Origin of the sequence: Saprospira sp. CCB-QB6, from assembly GCF_028464065.1 — a bacterium.
Classification (GTDB): Bacteria; Bacteroidota; Bacteroidia; order Chitinophagales; family Saprospiraceae; genus Saprospira.
In genome coordinates, this window is the sequence record NZ_CP116808.1 from 974,711 (window position 1) to 995,839 (window position 21,129).

General features: G+C 46.4%; 15 protein-coding genes. 7 read left to right on the top strand and 8 right to left on the bottom strand.

Features of this window, described 5'->3' with window-relative positions; all coding sequences use genetic code 11:
• Positions 1-301: 301 nt before the first annotated feature.
• Positions 302-1,873, top strand: coding sequence for a reverse transcriptase family protein (locus PPO43_RS03675; RefSeq protein WP_272620453.1), 1,572 nt, complete (start codon positions 302-304; stop codon positions 1,871-1,873).
• Between the two features lie 202 nt (positions 1,874-2,075).
• Here PPO43_RS03675 and PPO43_RS03680 read toward each other — a convergent pair whose 3' ends face one another.
• Positions 2,076-5,015, bottom strand: a complete 2,940-nt coding sequence (locus PPO43_RS03680) for a CHAT domain-containing protein (protein ID WP_272620454.1) — start codon at positions 5,013-5,015, stop codon at positions 2,076-2,078.
• Between the two features lie 243 nt (positions 5,016-5,258).
• On the opposite strand from PPO43_RS03680, the gene PPO43_RS03685 reads away from it, so the two are divergent.
• The gene (locus tag PPO43_RS03685) at positions 5,259-6,017 is read left to right on the top strand and encodes a DUF2490 domain-containing protein (RefSeq protein ID WP_272620455.1); all 759 of its coding nucleotides are present in this window, start codon (positions 5,259-5,261) and stop codon (positions 6,015-6,017) included.
• A 794-nt stretch (positions 6,018-6,811) separates the two neighbouring features.
• Here the strand turns inward: PPO43_RS03685 and PPO43_RS03690 are convergent.
• The 4 genes from PPO43_RS03690 to PPO43_RS03705 all read right to left on the bottom strand — a co-directional run bounded on the left by PPO43_RS03690 (position 6,812) and on the right by PPO43_RS03705 (position 10,024).
• A complete protein-coding gene (locus tag PPO43_RS03690; RefSeq protein WP_272620456.1) occupies positions 6,812-7,366 on the bottom strand; it encodes a hypothetical protein in 555 nt (184 codons plus the stop codon).
• A 4-nt stretch (positions 7,367-7,370) separates the two neighbouring features.
• A complete protein-coding gene (fbp, locus tag PPO43_RS03695; protein ID WP_272620457.1) occupies positions 7,371-8,354 on the bottom strand; it encodes a class 1 fructose-bisphosphatase in 984 nt (327 codons plus the stop codon).
• Between the two features lie 93 nt (positions 8,355-8,447).
• Entirely contained in the window at positions 8,448-9,023 is a 576-nt protein-coding gene (locus PPO43_RS03700; protein WP_272620458.1) for a UbiX family flavin prenyltransferase, read from the bottom strand.
• A gap of 83 nt (positions 9,024-9,106) precedes the next feature.
• On the bottom strand, positions 9,107-10,024 hold the full coding sequence (locus tag PPO43_RS03705) for a M23 family metallopeptidase (protein ID WP_272620459.1): 918 nt from the start codon (positions 10,022-10,024) through the stop codon (positions 9,107-9,109).
• Positions 10,025-10,612: 588 nt separating this feature from the next.
• On the opposite strand from PPO43_RS03705, the gene porW reads away from it, so the two are divergent.
• Complete coding sequence (gene porW, locus PPO43_RS03710; RefSeq protein WP_272620460.1) at positions 10,613-13,390, top strand: type IX secretion system periplasmic lipoprotein PorW/SprE; 2,778 nt, start codon at positions 10,613-10,615, stop codon at positions 13,388-13,390.
• A 76-nt stretch (positions 13,391-13,466) separates the two neighbouring features.
• Here the strand turns inward: porW and PPO43_RS03715 are convergent, their stop codons facing one another.
• Positions 13,467-14,519 carry a peptidoglycan-binding domain-containing protein gene (locus tag PPO43_RS03715; RefSeq protein WP_272620461.1) on the bottom strand — a complete coding sequence of 351 codons (1,053 nt, stop codon included), beginning with the start codon at positions 14,517-14,519 and terminating at the stop codon, positions 13,467-13,469.
• Between the two features lie 135 nt (positions 14,520-14,654).
• Positions 14,655-15,758, bottom strand: a complete 1,104-nt coding sequence (locus PPO43_RS03720) for a glycosyltransferase family 4 protein (protein WP_272620462.1) — start codon at positions 15,756-15,758, stop codon at positions 14,655-14,657.
• 400 nt (positions 15,759-16,158) lie between these two features.
• On the opposite strand from PPO43_RS03720, the gene PPO43_RS03725 reads away from it, so the two are divergent.
• On the top strand, positions 16,159-16,899 hold the full coding sequence (locus PPO43_RS03725; protein WP_272620463.1) for a S24 family peptidase: 741 nt from the start codon (positions 16,159-16,161) through the stop codon (positions 16,897-16,899).
• 224 nt (positions 16,900-17,123) lie between these two features.
• Here PPO43_RS03725 and PPO43_RS03730 read toward each other — a convergent pair whose 3' ends face one another.
• Entirely contained in the window at positions 17,124-17,312 is a 189-nt protein-coding gene (locus PPO43_RS03730) for a hypothetical protein (protein ID WP_272620464.1), read from the bottom strand.
• Between the two features lie 591 nt (positions 17,313-17,903).
• On the opposite strand from PPO43_RS03730, the gene PPO43_RS03735 reads away from it, so the two are divergent.
• The 3 genes from PPO43_RS03735 to PPO43_RS03745 are packed head-to-tail and all read left to right on the top strand — an operon-like array spanning position 17,904 to position 20,960.
• The gene (locus PPO43_RS03735) at positions 17,904-18,806 is read left to right on the top strand and encodes a histone deacetylase family protein (RefSeq protein ID WP_272620465.1); all 903 of its coding nucleotides are present in this window, start codon (positions 17,904-17,906) and stop codon (positions 18,804-18,806) included.
• The gene (gene crtD, locus PPO43_RS03740) at positions 18,807-20,291 is read left to right on the top strand and encodes a 1-hydroxycarotenoid 3,4-desaturase CrtD (RefSeq protein ID WP_272620466.1); all 1,485 of its coding nucleotides are present in this window, start codon (positions 18,807-18,809) and stop codon (positions 20,289-20,291) included.
• Positions 20,292-20,960, top strand: coding sequence for a carotenoid biosynthesis protein (locus PPO43_RS03745; protein WP_272620467.1), 669 nt, complete (start codon positions 20,292-20,294; stop codon positions 20,958-20,960).
• Positions 20,961-21,129 lie beyond the last annotated feature (169 nt).

Sequence of the window (21,129 nt, forward strand, 5' to 3'; positions counted from 1 at the left end):
TCGGCGTTCAAGCGATATTACTCTTCACTGCTCACTAAGGAAGAATCTTTATGATGCGAACCGTCGTAGGTGCCCCTACTATGCGCCCTATTCGGTTTCGAGTCGTAGACTCTATAGGGCGCATAGTAGGGGCACCTACGACGGTTCGCTGGAGTTGATTCTCTTAGTTCTATGATTGTACGAAGTAAATCTTCTCTCCTTCTTTTTTCTTTTGCAGCTACTTTCAATTTTGGACCAACTGGGCTTCTGCCTTAGTTCTCCCAAATTGAAAGTAGTTTTTTTTTGTCTCAATCTGCTCCCTATGTCTGATCATCGAATGACCCGTCAACAGATTTATGACCGTATCCGTCAAACGTCTAAAGAGGAATACATTTTAGAAGAAATGAAACGCCTTGGCTTTTGGGATACTTCCGAAGAAGCTCCAAAAATATCTGAGGAGCTGATCCAAAAGAAAGGAGCCCTCCGCAGAGAGCTCCGCGAGCTGATGGAGAAGCAACGCATGTTTCGAGATAAAGAACGCATGCTAGCCGAAATGCGCAAAAAACGCATGGCCGATGCTCTCGCCCGTAGAGAAGAGACCAAGGAACGCCGTAAGGCGGAAAAAGAAGCCCGTGCTAAAGCTTGGCAAGAAAAGAAAGAACGAAGCATTGTCTTTTTAGGTAAGGATTATTCTGCTGGCTTGAGTGAAGAAGAAGCTGACCTAGAAAAATTAGCCGCTTTAAATCTCCCTGCATTTAAGGATATTAAGGAGCTGGCAGATGCTATGGAGATTTCTGTAGGGCGTTTGCGCTACCTTTGCTTTCAACGAAAGCTGTCTACAGTATCGCATTATGAACGCTTTTATTTAGCCAAGAAAACAGGGGGCAAACGTCTGATTTCAGCCCCTCGTCCAATGCTTAAAACTGCACAATATTGGCTACTAGAAAATGTACTTTCTCGCTTGGAGATGCATGAAGCCGCCCATGGTTTTGTGCCGCAGCGCTCTATTGTGAGTAATGCTAAATTGCATGAGAAAAAAGAGGTCGTCATCAATATGGACCTCAAAGACTTTTTTCCTACCGTAACCTACCCTCGAGTGAAGGGGATGTTTAAGGGCTTGGGCTATTCTGAGCAACAGGCAATTATTTTTGCGCTATTGACCACAGAACCTGAGGTGGACCAAGTAGAAATAGATGGGCAATTGTATTATGCCCAAAAAGGAGAACGCTATTTACCACAGGGCGCCCCCACTAGTCCCGCAATCACGAACTGGCTTTGCCGCCGCATGGACCGCCGTTTTGAAGGTGTAGCGAAAAAACTAGGTTGGACCTATAGCCGCTATGCCGATGACCTAAGCTTCTCTGCTCAGGATACGAGCAATATTAGCCGCATTATTTGGCAGGCACAGCAGATTATCCAAGATGAAGGCTTTGTGATTCACCCCAAAAAGCTCAAAATTATGCGCAAAGGCCGCCGCCAAGAGGTAACTGGCCTTACCGTAAATGAGCAAGTAGCCGTAGATCGCAAAAGCTTGAAGAAGTTTAGAGCCTGTTTGCATACCATAGACACTAAAGGCTATCAAGCAGCGGAATGGGGCCAAGGCTTTATTTTGGCCAGCATTAAGGGCTTTGCGAATTATGTTCGTATGGTCCAAGCCGATAAAGGCCAAGCCCTTTGCGAACAAGTAAATCGCATTTTGGCCAAAGAAGAAAATAAGCAAGCTTGGAAGGCCTATTTTGCTCAGTCTAGCACTAAGAAATATGCTTATAAAGAGCAAAAGCAACAAGTTACAGCAGAAGATACAGCTACTTTGGGTAGTTCTGGCTTAGCAGAATCTCTTCATCCCATCGACCCACAACAAAAGGATGAGGAGCAATGGTGGAGCCTTTGGTAGACTATCTAATCAGAAAAGCCCCCGCAGTCATTGCGGGGGCTTTTTATTGGACCAAAAGCAGCCTGGCCTAGCGATGTGGAGGGGTGGCCGAAGGCCAGACCAAGGCGGCAAAGGCCGCCGCAGGGCCGAGCGAGCAGCGAGCCCCGCAACGTAGCGGCGGCCAACTGAGGCCAAAGGCCGAACTGGCCGCAGGCCCCAAAATCTAGCTAAAGTGATTTTGTTTTTTGCGCCAATAAAAACCCAAAGCCAACAGCAAGAGAAGAAGGGTTCCTATACCCCAGATATAGATAGACCAGTTTGTTTTTTGGGGTAAATCAACAGCTTGGCTGTCTCCGCTGAGGACCCAGGCGGCCCAGAAAAAGGGTTGGGCAGCTACTTCCTTTTGATCAACTAATTCTAAGTAGCGGACTTGAGCATTTTGTAGGGCCTTATCTTTAGTTTGGCCCGCCTCTAAATTAGAATAAAAGAGCTCCATCAATAAGCGACTACTTTCATCATTGACCTCCCAAAGCGTGCTGAGCGTGCTGGCGGCACCAGCATAACGGAAACCAAGGCCAAGACTTTGCGCCCCTTCTCCAGCTTGGTAACGGCCAGCAGCGGTTTGGCAGGCAGAAAGCACCACTAAATCAGCAGATAAATTTAGACCAGGGAGTTCATAAGCCAATAATAAATCATCGAGTAGACTATCTTGGGTTTCGCTAAAGAAGAGAGCCGAATAGCTAGGGGCCATAGGGTCTGTGATGGCGTGCATGGCCAAGTGAATAAAGCGGGCATGGGGAGCTAATTCTCTAAACTGCTGTTCGTTGGCAGCCCCACTGCGCAGAAACTGTCCCTTAAAGTATTTTTCCAGATAATTGAGTTCGGCCTCAGCTCCAGCCAAGGGCTGAAGTTGTTTGCGAGCTTGGGTCCAATCTAAGGCTTGACGATCCACTGCAGTTCCATGGCCTTCATAAGTTGGCGCCATAGCTAAAAAACCTTGAGCTTGTCGTTTTGGGCTATTTTGCAGATAGAAATTGGCGGCATAGAGGTAACTTATTGCGTACTGCTTGATGAGGTAATTTAGGCGGCTAAAAGCTTCTTCTTCAGGACTTATAAGCAGGCTACTAAAAGCCAGCTGGGCCAATTCTGCATGAGGAGAAATGAGTAAATCATGCTTAGGCGCTTGGGGCATAAGTTGCTGATAAAGAGCATGAGCAGCTTGGATAAAGTCCATTTTGAACTGTTTACTTTCTTCTTTTGGCCGTTGCAGGAGTCGCTGAAATTTTTGCAGTTTTTTACGTAGTGGTTGAGTGGTTCCTAGGCTAAATAATTGAATTTCGCCTGCTTCTAAAAGAAAGCAATAGCTATTTTTTGGGCCCATAAAATAAGCCAATAGACTTTGTTGATTTTGAGCTAATTTCTCCTGCAAAGCGGCTAAATCCAATTCCTCTAATTCTTCTTGCCAGCTACTATAACTGGGATATTTCTGAGCCAATTGAGCGAGCAAATCTTCCAAGGCTTGGCGTTTTTGGAAAAGAATTGCTTGCATTTTTTGTGCTCGCAAGCTATCTGATTTGCGTTCTGCACGGCTAAATTGCGCTTGATAATAGCTAATATCTTGGCGCAGGCTACGCTCTTCGGCCAAAAGCTCCGCCGAGATATTGCCTAATTGCTGGGCCTCTTTATTGCGCAAAGAACTGAGCAACCAACTGCCCTTAGCCAGCTCAATTTCGATAAAAGCTTGCTGAATATAAATGGGGTCGGCCTCCGCTTTTTCCAGAGCAATTGCGGTTTCTAGAAAAGACTCATAAATTTTTTCAGTTTGTTCTCTTAAAGCTGCTTTCCCCCCTTTAGAGCCCAATTGCTTTTCTAATTCCTTGGCCAAGCTAATTGCCGTTTGGCAACTTTTATATTGCTCTAGCAAAGGGGCATTGATTTGTTTTTGCGCTCGATAAATTCCCCATAAAATAGCCAAACCTTCTTGGCCTTTCAGCTGGCTAAGTCCTTCTTGTTGCCCCAAGCCCGCCGTTTGGTAGCGAAGAGCCTCATCAAAATAACGAAGCGCCAAGGCTGCCGTATCTAATGCCAAGGCGGCCTCTCCCAAAGCAATATAAATTTCTTGATTTTTGGCGAGCTCTCGAAAGGCAGATTTTCGTCTTCGAGCATCTGCTAAAGAAGCCGCTAAGTCTTGAATACCCTCAAGATCCTTATTCTTTTTTAGCTTGTGGATATAGGCTTTAAACAAAGGAAATTGAGCGTGTCCGCCTCGATTTATTTCCTCTGTTAAAGGTAATTTAAAAGCATTTTGATCCAACAAGGATAAATAGGCATTGGTCTCTAAAGCATAAAAACTTTTGGTCATCCCTAAGTCCTCAAATTGCTTTGCAGCCTCTAGCAAGTAAGGTAAGGCCTGTTTTTCTTGCCCCAATTTATAATAACAAATACCTCTACTCGCCAAGTTTTTTGCTCGAACATGAGGAAAAACTTTCTCCCCTTCCAAGGCGGCCAAAGCCTCTAAAGTACGCTCATAATTTCCCTTCTGGCGATAGATTTGTGCCATGAGCAAATAGGCCATTGTTTTCGCATGAGGCTGTTGGAGTAAAGCCAATTTTTTGGCCCACTTTAAAGCTGTTTCTGGTTCATTGGCTAAGCCAAAATGAAAACTAGCCCCCTCTCTATATAAATCTAGCTTCAACAACTCATGATAGTTCTCCTCATTCTTTTCTAACCAAAGTAAAGCTTTGTCTAAGCGCTCCTTTTGTGCTGGCAGTTCAAGGTTTTCTAAATACCCTAAGTAATGATAGGCTAAATAATAATAAGGCAAGCGCTCTGCTGCTTGTTCTTCGGCCCAACTAAGTTGATCCTGAACCAAGGCTGTTAATTCTTCTACATAAGGCCTTTTATAAGCGCCCAAATAAGCATAAGCTAAGCCCACTAGCGCCAAATCACCCGCCTCTTGGTACTTACTCAATCGCCAAGATGAATCTACAGCTTGATTATAAGTAAAACTAGCTTCATAGTAGCGCATCATGAGCTGCTTTTGCACTCCTATCTTGGTAGTTTGAGCCAAACTGTCTTGATAAATGGCCCAATTAAGAGCTGATTGGGCAAAGAGGGGCAGGCAAAAGAATAACCCGCAAAGGCTATAGATATAGTTTCGCATGATTTATAAGTAGTTAAGTGGCTAAGGTCAATACAAAGGTAGAGAATAGCCCGCAAAGCAGTTCTCCTAAGTTGAATAATTATAACAACTATTATTTAACAGAACATTAGGCTAGTCTAAATAAACTATAAAGTGAGTCTTGCTACATAAGTTCCCAACTATTTGCGCTACACTTGCAAAGTATAAGTTATCAAACAGATAATATACGCCAAAAACATTACGCACATTTAAAACTTTAAAGCCATGAAGAATTATGCCTTCTATCTTAGCATTCTTTTCCTCTTTTGTTTTTCCTTTTCCTCAAAAGTGCAAGCACAAGAAACAGACGAAGTTAACAACTGGTTTTTCCTTCACACTACCGCTAAATTTAACGACCACTGGAAAGTAGGCAATGAGTTGCACATTCGCCGCGACGATTGGGTCCAAAACTGGCGCAATTTGCTGGTCCGCCCTTATGTGACTTATTCTGTCAATCCACATTTTTCCGCCACAATCGGCTATTCCTATATCGGTTCTTGGGCCCTTCCTGGCAGCGAAAAGGCCCCACATAGCAATGAACACAACATCTGGGAACAAGTTAGTTTTCATCACAAGCTCAACAAGGCGATTAAGGTAGCTCACCGCTACCGCTTCGAACATCGTTTTGTCGATCAATGGGAACATAACTTGCTGACCGATGAGTGGAATAAAACCGATAATACCTTCCGCAACCGCTTCCGCTACCGCATGACAATTAAGTCTAACTTGGCCAAAACAGGCGAAAACCAAGCGCTTTTCCTACATGTCTTTGACGAAATCTGGGTCAACCAAGCCGATAATTTCCGCTTTCAAGGCCTCGCCCGCAATTGGCTGTACCTTGGACTAGGCTACAAATTCAATCCAGAACTCGCTGTTGAACTGGCCTATATGCACCAACACGATAACAAAACGATTAGCGATTACCTGAATACCCCCATTATGCAGCTTTCTATCGGCTATAAACTGCCCATAAAGAAGTCTTAATGTCTTTCCCAAATAGCTAAACGGCTCTCTTAAATGCTAAGAGGGCCGTTTTTGTTTTGGGGCGTTACTCCCTTCGGTCGTCGAAGACGGACTAAAGTCCTTGTTGTTAGGGCTCCTGCTTTTTTGGGGCCTCCCGCCTTCGGCGGGCGCTACGTTCCGCAGCTCGCTACTCGCTCGGCCCTGCGGCCTGACGGCCTTGGTCTGCGGCTGCGCCGCACTGCTGCACATCGCTAGGCCTGCGGCCCTTCGGGCCTGCTACATGGGGCTGTAGGTTAAAACCTACAGCCATACAACAAAAAACATCCTAGATACATAACGTGGAGGGTTAAAACCCTCCACAGCTTTTAACAGCCCTCATAGCAACCGCATTTATGATTTAGGCCGCCTAAAAGATGTTTATTTATGGAGGGTTTTAACCCTCCATATTTTTTTTATTAAAATGTATTCGTTAATTGGCTGTAGGTTTCAACCTACAGCTTGGCCCTGCGGCCTTTAGGCTGCAGTAGTTTAGACAAAAAATACAACTGTATCCAATATTTCGCTGCTAAGCGAGCTTAGCTCCTTTGCAGGAAACTCTAAATAAGGCCGAAGAAGGAGACCAAAAGCAACAACTAAAGATGAGCGGCCTAGCGATGCGGCGGGGTGGCCGTAAGGCCAGACCAAGGCGGCAAAGCCGCCGCAGGGCCGAGCAGACCCGACCAACGGGAGCCGACGCAGCGAAGCAAGTAACAGCGAGCCCCAAAGCGTAGCGCCGACGAGCGAAGCGAGGCGGAGGCCCCAGAACAACAAACTATTTATCTACGTCGGCTAGGACCTTTAGGAAACATTTCTTCGGCTAGTTGTAGTCCGATTTCTTCTACAAAGCAGGCAATTTCTCTTTGGCTGTTGTAAAGTCCCCAGATTGGTTGTTGGCCATCTAGCGGGGCTTGATTCGTTTTTTGGGGCCAGAAAAAGCGGGCTGTTTTCCCATTAGATAGTTGTAATTCTATTTCGTATTGTTTGGACAGGCTTCCCCAATTCCATTTTTCGTTTTGGGCAATCAATTGGCCCTCCATCAGTTCGCCATCGACCAAGCAGCTGCTGCGGCGATGTAGAATCTGGTTGCCCTTGAAGAGAAAATAGAAGGCGGCCAGCTCAAAAAGCAAGAGTAAAGCCGTCATCAGGGCAAAAGAAGGCAGGGCTTCGAAGGCAAAAAGCAGCACAAAAAGCAAGAGCGGAAAAACCAAAAAAATGGTCCCCAGTAGATAATAGCCTTTGAGTCCATGGCTAAGCGGCAACTGTTTTTTGATGCGATTTAGGTTGCGGCCTTTTTGTGGATCTAGGGCAAGGGTGGGAAAAGACTGACTCATAGCATTAGAAATTGGGCAGCAGCTCCATTTTTTTAGTCAAACGGCCCACCAAGCCTTTAGAGCCGATATAGATGGGCGTGCGTTGGTGTAGTTCTTTGGTTTCCAATTCCAAGATGCGTTCTTGGCCATTGGTTGCGGCTCCGCCAGCTTGTTCAATGACAAAAGCCATGGGATTGCATTCATAAAGCAGGCGCAATTTGCCAGAGGTAGAGCTTGGGCTGCTGGGATACATGAAAATCCCGCCTTTGATAAGGGTGCGGTGGACATCGGCCACCATAGAGCCCGTATAGCGGAAGCGCATATCTTCCTCTACGCAAGTATCAATAAAGCGGCGCACGCCTTCGGGGAAGGTTTTGTAGCGGCTTTGATTGACCGAATAATTTTTGCTTTCGGGAATCTTGATATCGGGATGAGAGAGGCAAAACTCTCCGATAGAAGGATCGAGGGTAAAGCCGTTGACGCCTTGGCCCGTAGTATAAACGAGCATGGTAGAAGAGCCATAAAGGACATAACCTGCGGCCACTTGTTCGGCTCCATCTTGCAAGAAATCTTCTAGGGTACAGGGGCCATCAATAGAATTGCGGCGATAGATGGCGAAAATGGTCCCAATAGAAACATTTACATCAATATTAGAAGAGCCATCGAGGGGATCAAAAGCCACCACATATTTAGCCGATTTACAATTATCGAAAGCGACAAAGCTCTCTTGCTCTTCAGAGGCGATGCCACAGCATTCGCCACTATTTTGTAGACATGCTTGAAGAATTTCATCGGCCAAAACATCTAGTTTTTGGACCGTTTCCCCAGAGGCGTTTTCCACTCCCGCCAAGCCAATAATATCGGCTAGGCCTGCTTTATTGACCTCTCGGCTAATAATTTTGCAGGCTAGGCAGAGGTCGCGTAAAAGTCCCGACAGTTCGCCAGTGGCATAAGGTAGATCTTGTTGCTTGCGGATAATAAACTCGTCTACAGTGATGAGCTGTTTCATAAAGTGAAATTGGATAGACTAAAAAATTAGGGATACGCCCGCAAATATAAGATGATTTTTAGGAATGCTTGAGGCCCTAAGGAATTTTATCGACTAGTCTGCAGATTCTCCCCAGCGATAGCTATCATTTAACTGGAAACCGGCCAAATCTAGGGCGCGATCAACTACCGTGGCAGCTAGTTCTTCGAAGGTTTTGGGCTTAGAGTAAAAAGAAGGGACCGCAGGGCAAATGATGGCTCCCGCCTCCGTTAATCGCTGCATATTTTGCAGATGAATGAGGCTAAGTGGGGTTTCTCGACTGACCAAAATCAGTTTGCGGCGCTCTTTGAGGATGACATCGGCAGCTCGGCTGCTCAGATCGTCGGAAATGCCCGCGGCAACTCGGCCCAAAAAGCCCATGGAGCAGGGACAAACAATCATGCTGTTATATTGGGCCGAGCCCGAAGCAAAAGGCGCCATAAAATCCCTTTTGTCGTAAAAATCAAAGGGGTAATTTTTATAGTCTTGGTGCTCTAGCTCCAATTCCCAATTGAATTTGGCATTATCGCTCATGACGACCCCCACTTTTTCCCATTGGGCTTGCAAAAGCAGCAGGCGATCAAATAATACTTTGGCGTAGATAGAGCCACTGGCCCCCGCAATGGCAATGACGAGTTTATGTTTTTGCATAGCTTTTTTTGAGGAAAACAAGTTTTTGGGGCGGGGGTTGAGTAAGGGAATAAAAAAAGCCGCCAATTGGCGGCTTGGGGAGTCTAAAACTCAATATAATTCTGTGCATCGATCGGTTGCCCATTATACCAGAGCTCAAAGTGCAGATGCGGCCCAGAGCTCATCTCTCCAGAGTTGCCAATAATGGCCACGGCTTCTCCCGCCTTTACCCGATCTCCCGTCTTTTTGAGGCGGGCCGAATTGTGTTTGTACCAAGAAATCAGGTTGTTGCTATGTTGCACCCCAATCATATGGCCCGTATCGGCGGACCAGCTCGACATGATGACGGTCCCATCTCTTACGGCTTGAACCACCGAGCCTTTGGGCGCCACCAAATCGGTCCCATAATGGGCGCGAGATGGGGCAAAACTATCTGAAACGACGCCCTTGACGGGAGGCACAAAGCTCTGCCGATCGAGTCGATCCTCATCTTCCAAAAAGATGCTTTGGATCAAAGAGCCCAATTCTCGCTCCATTTGCGCACTTTCTACCACCGATTTGGTGGCCTCAGATTGATCGGGCACGCCCTGGGCCGCTGCTTTCTGGCCCGTTTCGGTGCTTCCGCCCGATTTAGGCTTTTCGACATCTTTTTCGTACTCAAATTCCGCATTGGCCAGCTGCTTAATGCTTTCGGTCTGCGCCTGATTGTTTTCCATGTCCATTTTTAGGCTGTCCATTTGCAACAACAACTGCTTGAGCTCCTTCCGAACTCCAGAGTCGGCTATGCTATTATTGCCCGAAGACATCAAGTAATTGAGTGGAGAAAAACGAATCACTAAAACGGTCAGGAGAATAATTCCCAGCGTAATACTGCTTGAAAACAGAGCCACATTGAGGGGCGACAACCGCCAACTTTTCTCCTCAACATAAGTCTGTTCATTGACGACCACCAGTTTGTGGTGCGCAGAAATCCAAGGAATTAAAGGCTTTTTCTTCTTTTTATGATTAGGCTTAGCGCTCATAAAGCTCTTGATCTAGATTTTGGGATGCTTGGGCTCTGCTTCAAGGAAAGGGCCCAGAAATGGCGAAAATACGAACAAAGCCCTTATTTTTGTAGGCCTTAGGTCTTTTTTCGGCCAAGCGATCAAATTCTTCTGTTTTTGGGGCCTCCTGCCTACGGCAGGCGCTACGCTTTGGGGCTCGCAGGTCTGCTCGGCCCTGCGGCGGCTTTGCCGCCTGGGTCTGGCGCTTTGCGCCACCCCGCCGCATCGCTAGGCCGCTCAAAAACTCCCTTTGGTCCTTGAAAGGCGCCCTGCGGGCGCCCAAAAGCTCGCTTTGCTCGCCCTGCGGCCTGCTTTTTTGCCCTAGAACCAACAGAAAAAGCCTTTTTTTACGTTTCTAAATTAGCGCCTTTTGCTTAGGCCAAAAAATAAGGCCAAGCGGTCCTTGGCCTAGCGATGTGTAGCAGTGCGGCGCAGCCGCAGACCTAGGCGGTTTGGCCGCAGGGCCGAGCGAATAGCGAGCTGCCGGACGTAGCGCAGCAAGCGCAGCGCAGCTGAGGCCCCAAAAATAAATCATTGTACTGACAGCAATTCACTAGCAAATACCTTATGCGATCATTAAAATTTATTTGGCTGAGCATCAGCCTACTGTTTCTTTTTGCCGCTTGCAAAACCAAAGATGGAGCAACTACGGGCTTGGGCAAGGCCTACCACAATGTGACGGGCCGCTACAATGGCTATTATAATGCGGGCCTATTGGTTGATGAAAGTTTTAAGAGCTTAAATCAAGCGCATCGAGACAACTACAATCAGTTGTTGGCGCTTTATCCTTATGCCGCTGCAGAATCGGGCCAGGCGGTTGCCCCCGCCTTAGATAATGCCATTAAGAAATGTGCGGTGAATATTGAGCTGCATCGTCCCAGCCATTGGGTAGATGATAGTTATTTTTTGATCGGGCAATCGGAATTTCTCAAGCAGGAATATGAAAAATCGGCAGAGACCTTTAAGTATATTGTCGATAAATATAATCCAGATAAGGCCATTTCGGCCATGACCCCCGATGAGCGCAAGGCCTTCCAGAAAAAGGAAAGGGCCCAAAAGAAGAAAAAGAAAAAGCGGAAGAAAAAACGCCGCAAGAAGCGTAGAAAGAAGCGCTCTAAGAAGAAAAAGAGCACAAAAAAGACCGAAGAAAAAAAGGTAGAAGAGGAAGATATTAGTGAGCTAGACCCTCCCTCCTATTTTCTTAAGCACCCGCCTGTGCGCTATGAGGCTATGCTTTGGTTGGCCAAAAGTTATGTAGAATTGGGTCGTCATGACGAGGCCGGGACCTACCTTCGCTTGTTATTGGAAGATGGTCGTGTGCGTCGCAAAATCAAGGCGGAAGCTTATGCCGTTTTGGCGCATAGTTGGCTCATTCGGAAAGAGTATGAAAAGGCAATTCCAGAACTAGAACAAGCCATTGAATTGACCAGAGGCAAGCGCAAAAAAAATCGCTATGTCTATGTTTTGGCGCAGCTTTATGAGCAACAGGGGCAAAACAAACTGGCCATGGATACCTATAAACGAGTGCTTCGGTTGCGTCCCAAATATGAAATGGAATTTAATGCTCGCCTTAAAAGAGCCACAAATGCGGCCTCAGTAGAAGATCGCAAGTTTAATCCAGAATATGCCCTCAAGCGCATGCTGAGAGAGGGCAAAAATGCGGAATATAAGGACCAAATTTACTTTGCTTTGGCTCAGGTTCAGTTTAGAGCGGGTAGTGAGGAAAATGGTATTTTGGCCCTCCAACAAGCCATGGCCAATAGTCCAGAAGGGAGCTTTCAAAGAGCGGAGGCGGCCTATATGTTGGCAGAATTATACTATAAGCGCAAGGATTATATTCCCGCCTATAATTACTATGATACCACTAGCCGCAGCATGCAAAAAGAGGATGAGCGTTTGGCTGGAGTACAAGCAAGAACTCAACAGCTTAAAGATTTGGCGGCCAATATGCAGATCTATGAGCTAAAAGATAGCCTAATTATGGTGAGTAATTGGCCTTATGAAAAACAGCGCGAATGGGTACAGCAAGAGCGTAAAGAAGAGCTAGAGGCCGCCAATGCTAGCAATGATCGTAAGCCTGCTGCAGCGGCTGCTGTGATTAACACCAACAAATTGGTTAAGTCAAATTTTGCCCTCTATAATGCAAGTCAACTCAAGCGAGGCGAGCGCGACTTTAAAAAGCGTTGGGGCGATCGTCCTTGGGCCGACAACTGGCGCCGTAGCAATGGCGATGGATTTGATACAGAAGGGCCTGATTTGGCCAGTACAGAACTCCCTCCTGTAACCGAGCAAGATGTGAGCGACTTTCTTAAAAAATCAGGCGTCCCCGCAGATGAGGCCAGCAAAAAGGCTACAGAAAAAGAATTGCGGGATGCACTCTTTATGGTGGCCACACTCTATTATGAGCGTTTGGGAGAAAATGAGCGTTCCTTGCAGAAGTTTAAAGAACTGCAAGAGCGTTTTCCAGGCCATCCCAGAGAGCTCGAAGCCTTATTTAGTATGTATAATATTGCACAGACTACAGGACAAAATGCTTTAGCTGCGGAATGCAAACGCCGTATTTTGGACCAATATGCCGATTCGGATATTGCCAAATCTTTGCAAGATCCCAACTTCCTCAATGCCAAAGAAAAAGAACTCAAGGCGATCAATGCGGATTATGAACGCATTTATGCGATGATTCAAGCGGGCAAATCGGAAGAAGCTTATGGCGATTTGGAAAAGGTGGCAAAAAAGTATGGGGCGAATAATCCTCTTAAAGCTCGCTTTGCCCTCTTAGGCGCTATTTGTCAGGGAGGGATGCAGGGCAAAAAAGCCTATGTACAAGCATTACGAGCAGTGGTCACTAGCTTCCCCAATACCGATGAAGAGAAGAAGGCCAAAGAAATGATTGCCATTCTCACGGGAGAAGAAGTTAAAGGCGGAAGCGGCAAAACCCCAATTGCTGCGGGAGAAACGGATGAAGAACTCAACAACATCTTTGAGAATGATTTGGGCCAGGGGCACTACATTCTTGTTAGTTTTCCCGATCCCTCTGCTAAAGTGAATAGCTTTAAGGGCGCAATTAGCAACTATAATAAGAAATATTATAGCCTGCTTCGCTTGAATGTATCGAGCTTAATGCTCGATGGTAAGTTTCCTACCTTAATCGTCCGTAAGTTCAAAACGGGTAAAGAAGCTCAAGAATACTATAAGCTGGTTGAAGGCAATAAGGAGTTTTTGGGGGAAGATGCCCCTAGCCATCAGGTCTATTTCATTGGTCAAAATAACTATCGGACCATTTTGCAAAAGCGCAACTTTGAAGATTATAAGCGCTTTTTTGCACAGACCTATCAGAACAACTAAGCTGATGAGTCAATAAAAACGAAAGCCCCAGCCAAAATTGGCTGGGGCTTTTCTTTTTCGGCTAAGCTTTGATTTCTTATCCCGTTACTTTAAAGGTAAATTCTACATGATCTACGGGTTCGTTCATCTGGCCCTTTTTAATGATTCGGCGAACACCAGAACCCGCTACAGGAACCAACTCTGCCACTTTATTGGCAAAAACAGAGCGATTACCATTGGGAACCACATCTAGCGCTTGATTACTAAGGTGTTTACTTGATACTCGACCTCTATTTTGATCTCTTTTCTGCCACCAATCAGCAAAGGCCTGAATATTTCCGCTATACTTACGACAAGCATCCAATACATCTTGGCCATACCACTTGCGCACAGTCTCTGCACCACGACCAGGTAGCGTTTGCGTCATAGTAATCCGAGCCTGATCATGATAGGTTCTAATCGTTGAAGTCACTGTAGCTCCAGTCATTCCACAAGCGGCCAAAATACTTTTGAGTAGTTTTTCTGCTCTGCTGTTCATTTTCACGGCCTTAGCCCCATAGCTCAAGCTCACATTTCCTGCATTGGGATGGCTAAAATCTTTACCCGAAACGCCACCTTCTTCGCTAGTATCGCTAGCACTATCACTAGCTTCCGAGCTGCTACTATCATCTGAACTAGCGGAAGCTGCTCCATTTAGCGCTTGCCAACTTTGTCCACCTGGATCAATACGCCCGTCAGCCCAACCAAAGGCCGCTTGCTGAAAAGCCTTAATTTCGCCAATAGTACCAGGTCCAATCAAACCATCAACAGTCAAATTATGGCCCTTTGCCTTGAGTAATTCCTGAACCAGCTGCACATCGGCCTTATCATTGGTTCCACCACGGCCCACAGAAGCCTTAATTGTTTTTTGGCTGCTTTCTAGCTCTGCAGGAGGAGCACCCGCTTCCTCATCTTCTCCGGCTTCGGCCTGAGCCGAATCAATTTTATCTTCTAAAAGATCGCCCAAGCTATGAATCAAGCCCTCAATTTTATCCAATTGCGCCTGTTCTTCTTGGTCAATTTTGCCATCAGCTAAAAATAACTCCTTCAATTTGGTCAACTGACCATTATATTGCCCAATAAGGCCTTGTATCTTACCTAAATCTGCCATATAGCTGCTCTTTAATGTTTTTATTATACTTTCTCCTGAAAGATACAAAAGCCCTGCGAAAAAACCAGTTAGACGCTTAACTTTTCAGCTATATTATTTTAGATAATTATTCTTTCCAGCTCTTCTTTCTGCTACCTATTTTTGCTTTTTTTTCGCCACCAACTCATCAAAAAAGGCCAGATAGCGCTCCTTTTGGGCCACTACAGCATACTCTTCTAACACGCTTTGACGCCCTGCCTTGCCCAACTTTTCCCGCAACCCAGACGATTCGATCAAAGCCGAAAGCTGCTCAAACCACTCCTCTTCATTAGCGGCCAAAAAGCCATTAACCCCAGACTTAATAATCTCGGTATTTACCCCCACAGCCGACATCACCGCAGGCAAGCCCAAAGCCATATATTGCAAGCCTTTCAGGCCACATTTGCCCTTGGTCCACTCATCGGTGGGCAAAGGCATTAACCCAATGTCTAGCTCCACCAATTGCTCAATCTCATCGGCCTCGGTCCAAGCCACTCCCTGAATATCCAACTCAGGCAAGCGATAATTGGCATCTCCAATCAACTTAAAGTAAATCTTATCCCCATATTTTTCTTTCAAACGGCGCAAAACAGGCAACAACTGCTCAAAATACTGCACCGTAGAAAAACTGCCCGTCCAACCAATACAAACTGGCGCATCTGCTGCTTTGGCAGGCTTAAATTTAGGATGATGCCGCTCCTCATCCACAGTTGTCGGCAACACCTTTACACACTCATTATATTGCTTGGCATAATCAGCCAAATAGCGATTTCCCGCAAAAACCATATCCGCCAAAGCAATCAATTCCGCTGTTTTGTTCGCATTTTTCAAAAAGCCCAAAGCCTTATTGTTCGCCGACACATTTTGCAGCCAAATAGAATCATCAAAGTCAAACACCAAAGGCGCCCGCTTAGCAAAACGCCGCTCAAAAAAAGAAGTCCCTAACATAAAGGCCTCCCGCTGCACATATATCAAATCAAATCGCTTGGCCCAAGCTGAAGAAGCCCGCCAAAGCCGCCAAACACTCTTCAACAAAACCTTCATTTTGCCCAAATACTGCCCCGCCCCATAAAAGACAGGATCATCCTCCGCCTCTATCAAATAACAGAGCTCATACTCATAGCCATTCTCCTGCAAAAAATCTAAATATTGCTCGTAGCGAAAACGCTGAGAAGGAGAGCGATTTGGCCGATGCAAGGCCACAAAAAGAATCCGTTTCATACTATATTTTAGCCTATTGTTTTTTGGGGCTGCCCCCTCAGTGCCTTCGGGGTCGGGCTGTTTCGCAGCTCGCTATTCGCTCGGCCCTGCGGGCTTTTTCGCTTCGCTTCAAAAGCCCTGGGTCTGGCGCTTCGCGCCACTGCTATCCATCCCTCAGCCGGCTCGCTTCGCTCGCCTCTGCCGCAGAAAATCAATGCTCTTGTTAAAAATCGACCAAAAGTAAGACTTAATCAATTCATTTAAAAATAGCTGATTAGGATTAGTTTTCTGTCTCACCCCAAAATACAACTTCCTGTTTTTATTTGCAAAAATATATGCAACTATTTGTTTTTAAACAGATTTGTTTTAGATTTGTAGGGCAAGGGGACTTGTTCCTCCTCTGCTAGCCAAATTATCCGCTATGAAAAACCAAAAAAAGGAGAAGCGTTTAGCTATGAATCGTCGTTTCATCAAAGCTTTTCAAGCTTTAGAGGAAAAAGGAGATATTGTACCCAATAGCCACGATAAAGGAATGACCAAACTGTCTTTGCTCTTTTGGGATAAAAAAGGAAATGGACACTTAGTCAGAGCTTTTCTCAACCCTCAAAGCAGCCGCTCTATCGATTTTGATAAAGCCAGCCGGTTTTGCGAGGAGTTTGGCGTCAATAAAGATTATTTGCTACAAGGCAAAGGCCCCATGTTTGGCGAAGAGGAAGTACCCGCCTTTGCCAATGGCGAACTAGCCTCTGACTATGGACATGGCTCACAGATTCTTTACTCTAGCCAAGCCGCCTTTGCTAGCTCAGCCCTAGGTATCGAATCTTATGAAGAAGGCCAATATTTTAGCCTACCCGGCCTCTCTCAAGGCGATTATGTGGCCTTTACGATTAGTGGAGATTCTATGCAACCCACGCTCAGCACTGGCGACCTAGTAATCTGCCGCCCCCTAGAAGAAATCGAAAGAGTCCAAGAAAATGAGGTTTATGCCATTGTGAGTAGCCATGGCGTACAAGTCAAACGCATACAAAAGGTCTTTAATAAAGGTCGCCTCACCCATCTCAAACTAATTTCTGATAACTACCTAGAACATGACCCTTTTATGGTCGAACTAGCCGAGGTGCGCAAAATCATGAAGGTAGACCGAAAGGTTACCGCCCTCTAAACAGCTACCCGCTCTTCCAAAAATACTGCTTACAAACAATTTATACCAGCCGCCCCTTAGCCTAAGCTAAGGGGCTTTTTTATGCCCCTCCCCCTTTTTTAGCTCCTCTAAATAAAGAATATAGGTCCCTCAACCCCATAATCGACCTTCGTAGCCCCCTTATTATACGTTCTGAACTCCACTGAATAGGTTCTATAACTCCATAATAGACGTTCTGAACCTCATTAGATAGGTTCTATACCCCCATAATAGACCTTAATGCCCCCCCCTATTATACGTTCCGAACTGCACTGAATAGGTCCTCCTACTCCATAATAGACGTTCTGACCCCCATCAAAGAGGTTTCCCAACCCCAAAATAGACGTCCTTGGACGTCTATTATAAGATCCAGAACGTCTATCATGAACTTGCATAACCTACCTTGTGGACTTTTACAACGTCTATCGTAGACTTCCATAACCTATCCAATGGACTTCAGAACGATAGAGAAGCAGTAAAAGGGCCTATATGAAAGACTTCTACGACCTATATGATCTATTCTCGAACGACTGAATAGGACTTGAGTAAGGGCCATTCTGTACTAAAAACTTATAATTCTGCCCAAATGCCCCCATTCCCTAAGGAATCCCGTAGAGGGGCGGGTGGGCGGGGATATATTGACGAATGAGGAGCGAAGCGACGAATACCACTTTTGCGAAGGCCTGCAAGGCCGCTGAATACTACGCTCTAGCCAAAAAAATAGCCCAGAGAATTAGCTTAGCCCAAAGTATAGGCCCAGCGCTGCGGAGAACCGTTTCGGTAGGTTAAAACCCACCGCAAAAATGGTATCGCTTTGCGATTATATATGAATGAGGGTTGAAACCCTCATTAAATTTAGCGGCGCAGCATAGCGGCGGCCAGCTTGCTGGCCGCGGGCCCCAAAACAACTCCCCTATTCAATTAAAATGAAGACAGCTCAAAACTTTTTTCCTAAATTGTTTTTCTAAGATCAAAGAATCAATGAAATGTTAAAAGTTGCTTTTTCGCCCATTTACCGCTATGAGCTGCCCCAAAGCCACCGCTTTCCCATGATCAAATATGATTTGTTGGCTCAGCAGCTCATTTATGAGGGTTGTTTAGAAGAAGAGAATTTTTTTCAGCCCGCCCCCATTGCCGAAGAATGGATTTTGCGCACACATAGCAAAGATTATTGGGACTCCCTAAAAGAGCAAACGATCTCAGCCAAAGCCGCCCGTAAAATTGGCTTTCCCATGTCCGACAAATTGGTCCAACGCTCTAAAGTAATTGCCCAAGGGACCATTGATTGCTGCCTAGCAGCCCAAGAACACGGAGTTTCTCTCAATATTGCAGGCGGCACGCATCATGCCTATGCCGGACATGGAGAAGGCTTTTGTCTACTCAACGACTTTGCTATTGCCGCCAATTACCTCTTAGACCAAGGCCTGGCGCAGCAAATTCTCATTGTCGATTTGGATGTGCATCAAGGCAATGGCAGCGCTAAAATCTTCGAAAATGAGCCTAGGGTCTTTACCTTTTCTATGCATGCGGCGGCCAACTATCCTTTTCAAAAAGAGCGATCGGACCTAGATATTGCCTTGCCCGACCTCATGGATGATGGCCCTTATTTGCAGGTTTTAGCCGATTATTTACCCACCTTACTCGAAAGTCTACGGCCAGATATTGTCCTTTATCTCTCTGGCGTGGATGTCTTGGCCTCTGATAAATTGGGCCGCCTAGGCCTAAGCTTAAACGCCTGTGCTCAGCGAGACCAATTTGTTTTTAACTGCTGCCAAAAGGCGGGAATTCCCGTAGCAGTCAGTATGGGCGGTGGCTATTCACCCCAATTACGCTATATTATTGAAGCCCACGCCAATACCTACCGAATGGCCCAAAAAATTTACAGCTAAATGAACAAACAAAAAATTGCAATCATTGGCGCCGGCATTGGCGGCATTGGGGCCGCAGTACGCCTAGCCGCCGCTGGCCATACCGTAGAAGTCTTTGAGGCCAATAGTTACCCCGGCGGAAAACTCTCTAACTTAGAAGTAGGAAAGTACCGCTTTGATGCTGGTCCCAGCCTTTTTACCATGCCCCAATATGTAGAAGAACTCTTTGCCTTAGCCGGCGAAAATCCCAAAGATTTCGGCTTTGATTACCATCGTCTAGATACCGTCTGTAAATATTTTTGGGAAGATGGGCAGTCTATATCCGCCTATGCCGATCTCCATAAATATGGCCAAGAAGTAGAAGAAAAATTGGGCTTTCCCGCCCAAGCACTTAAAGATTATTTAGCCTGGGCCCGTTTTCGATACGAAACTACCGCCCCTATTTTCCTTGAGCATTCGCTGCACCGACTCAGCACTTATTTGCGCTGGAAAACCTTTAAAGGGGTGCTAGCCATGCCTTGGCTGGGGCTGCATCGCTCTTTGGACCAAGAGAATAGAAAGCACCTAAAACAACATCCCAAAATGGTCCAACTCTTTAATCGCTATGCGACTTATAATGGCTCTAGTCCCTATAAAACACCAGGTATCATGAGCCTGATCCCCCACTTGGAACAGGGCTTTGGTGCCTTTATGCCCAAAGGCGGCATGAAAGAAATCAGCCATTCGCTGGTTCGCTTGGCCGAACATTTAGGCGTAAAATTTCATTATGAGCAGAAAGTAGAGGAGATTTTGGTCCAAAACAAAGCCGTAAAAGGCATCCGAATTGGCCAAAAAGAACTAGCCTTCAATCAAGTCGTTTGCAATATGGATGTCTTTTTTGCCTACGATCGCCTGCTGCCCAAACAGCCCAGACCTAAGCGCATTTTGGAACAACCCAAGTCCTCTTCTGCCCTTATTTTTTATTGGGGAATGGACCAAAGTTTTCCCGAACTAGATGTGCACAACATCTTTTTTAGCGACAATTATCCTGAAGAGTTCCGCCAACTATTTGAGGAAAAAAACCTTTATGAAGATCCTACGGTCTACATTCACATCAGCTCCAAAATTGAACAAACCGATGCCCCCTTGGGCCATGAAAATTGGTTTGTGATGATCAATGCCCCTCAACTCGATGGCCAAGATTGGGAGGACTTAATTGCCCAAAGCAAAAAGCGGATTATTCAAAAGCTAGAGCGTGTCCTGGGCCGCCCCATTCAACCCCATATTGTCGAAGAAGAGCTGCTTTCCCCAGTCCTAATTCAAGAAAAAACCCAATCACATTTGGGCTCTCTATATGGCACTTCCTCCAATAATAGCATGGCGGCTTTTTTCCGCCATCCCAACTTTTCTCGACAGCTATCGGGCCTCTATTTTGTGGGCGGCAGCGTGCATCCTGGGGGCGGCATTCCCCTGGCCCTTTTATCGGCCAAAGTGGCCACAGAAGATCTCATCAAAAACCTAAAATAGATGTCCTTAAGCTATTCGCAAAAGCAAAACTGGGTACTCATTCTACTCTGCTGCCTCTATGCCGTGGGCTTGGTGGGCGTCAGTTGGCCCTTGCATCCCGAATTTATGCGGCTCACGCCCCTCAACTTATTAACAACTTTTGGCCTCTGCCTTTGGGCCGAAAAACAACATGACAAACGATTGTATTTGGCCCTTTTTGCGGTCTATTGGGGCGGCTGGTTTTTAGAATTGGCGGGCGTACAAACGGGCCTCATCTTCGGAGAATATAGCTATGGCGCCACTTTAGGCCCTCAGTTGGGCGGCACGCCTTTCATGATCGGCCTCAATTGGGCCATGCTAGTCTACGCCTCTAGTTCAATCATTCTGCGCTTTTTTTCCAGCAGCCCGCTTTGGCTGCGCAGCCTGCTGGGCGCCAGCCTCATGGTCATTCTCGACCTCTTTATTGAGCCCGCCGCGGTCCGTTACGATATGTGGAGTTGGGGCAATCCCCCCTACAACAGCCTACTGGTGGCTCCTTGGCAAAATTACGCCGTTTGGTGGCTGGCCGCCTTTGGACTACAACTCTTTTTCGGCCATTTTTTGGGGCCTAGACGCAACCCCGCCCTTGAATTTTTGTTTCTTTGGCAGTTCGTTTTCTTTCTCTGGATCTACCTCTTTTTATTGATGTAGTTCTTTTTTTGGGGCTGCCCCTCGCCTATTGGCTCGGGTCGGGCTGTGTCGTGGCTCGCAGGTCTGCTCGGCCCTGCGGCGCAAAGCGCCTGGGTCTGCGGCTTCGCCGCCCCACTTTCCATCCCTCAGCCATAGCGGGCTTCGCCCGCTTTTGAACCAGATAATTTCC

Coding starts and splice junctions, on each gene's coding strand:
- PPO43_RS03675 (WP_272620453.1), top strand. CDS start 302: ATGTCTGATCATCGAATGACCCGTCAACAGATTTATGACCGTATCCGT.
- PPO43_RS03680 (WP_272620454.1), bottom strand. CDS start 5,015: ATGCGAAACTATATCTATAGCCTTTGCGGGTTATTCTTTTGCCTGCCC.
- PPO43_RS03685 (WP_272620455.1), top strand. CDS start 5,259: ATGAAGAATTATGCCTTCTATCTTAGCATTCTTTTCCTCTTTTGTTTT.
- PPO43_RS03690 (WP_272620456.1), bottom strand. CDS start 7,366: ATGAGTCAGTCTTTTCCCACCCTTGCCCTAGATCCACAAAAAGGCCGC.
- fbp (WP_272620457.1), bottom strand. CDS start 8,354: ATGAAACAGCTCATCACTGTAGACGAGTTTATTATCCGCAAGCAACAA.
- PPO43_RS03700 (WP_272620458.1), bottom strand. CDS start 9,023: ATGCAAAAACATAAACTCGTCATTGCCATTGCGGGGGCCAGTGGCTCT.
- PPO43_RS03705 (WP_272620459.1), bottom strand. CDS start 10,024: ATGAGCGCTAAGCCTAATCATAAAAAGAAGAAAAAGCCTTTAATTCCT.
- porW (WP_272620460.1), top strand. CDS start 10,613: ATGCGATCATTAAAATTTATTTGGCTGAGCATCAGCCTACTGTTTCTT.
- PPO43_RS03715 (WP_272620461.1), bottom strand. CDS start 14,519: ATGGCAGATTTAGGTAAGATACAAGGCCTTATTGGGCAATATAATGGT.
- PPO43_RS03720 (WP_272620462.1), bottom strand. CDS start 15,758: ATGAAACGGATTCTTTTTGTGGCCTTGCATCGGCCAAATCGCTCTCCT.
- PPO43_RS03725 (WP_272620463.1), top strand. CDS start 16,159: ATGAAAAACCAAAAAAAGGAGAAGCGTTTAGCTATGAATCGTCGTTTC.
- PPO43_RS03730 (WP_272620464.1), bottom strand. CDS start 17,312: ATGCAAGTTCATGATAGACGTTCTGGATCTTATAATAGACGTCCAAGG.
- PPO43_RS03735 (WP_272620465.1), top strand. CDS start 17,904: ATGTTAAAAGTTGCTTTTTCGCCCATTTACCGCTATGAGCTGCCCCAA.
- crtD (WP_272620466.1), top strand. CDS start 18,807: ATGAACAAACAAAAAATTGCAATCATTGGCGCCGGCATTGGCGGCATT.
- PPO43_RS03745 (WP_272620467.1), top strand. CDS start 20,292: ATGTCCTTAAGCTATTCGCAAAAGCAAAACTGGGTACTCATTCTACTC.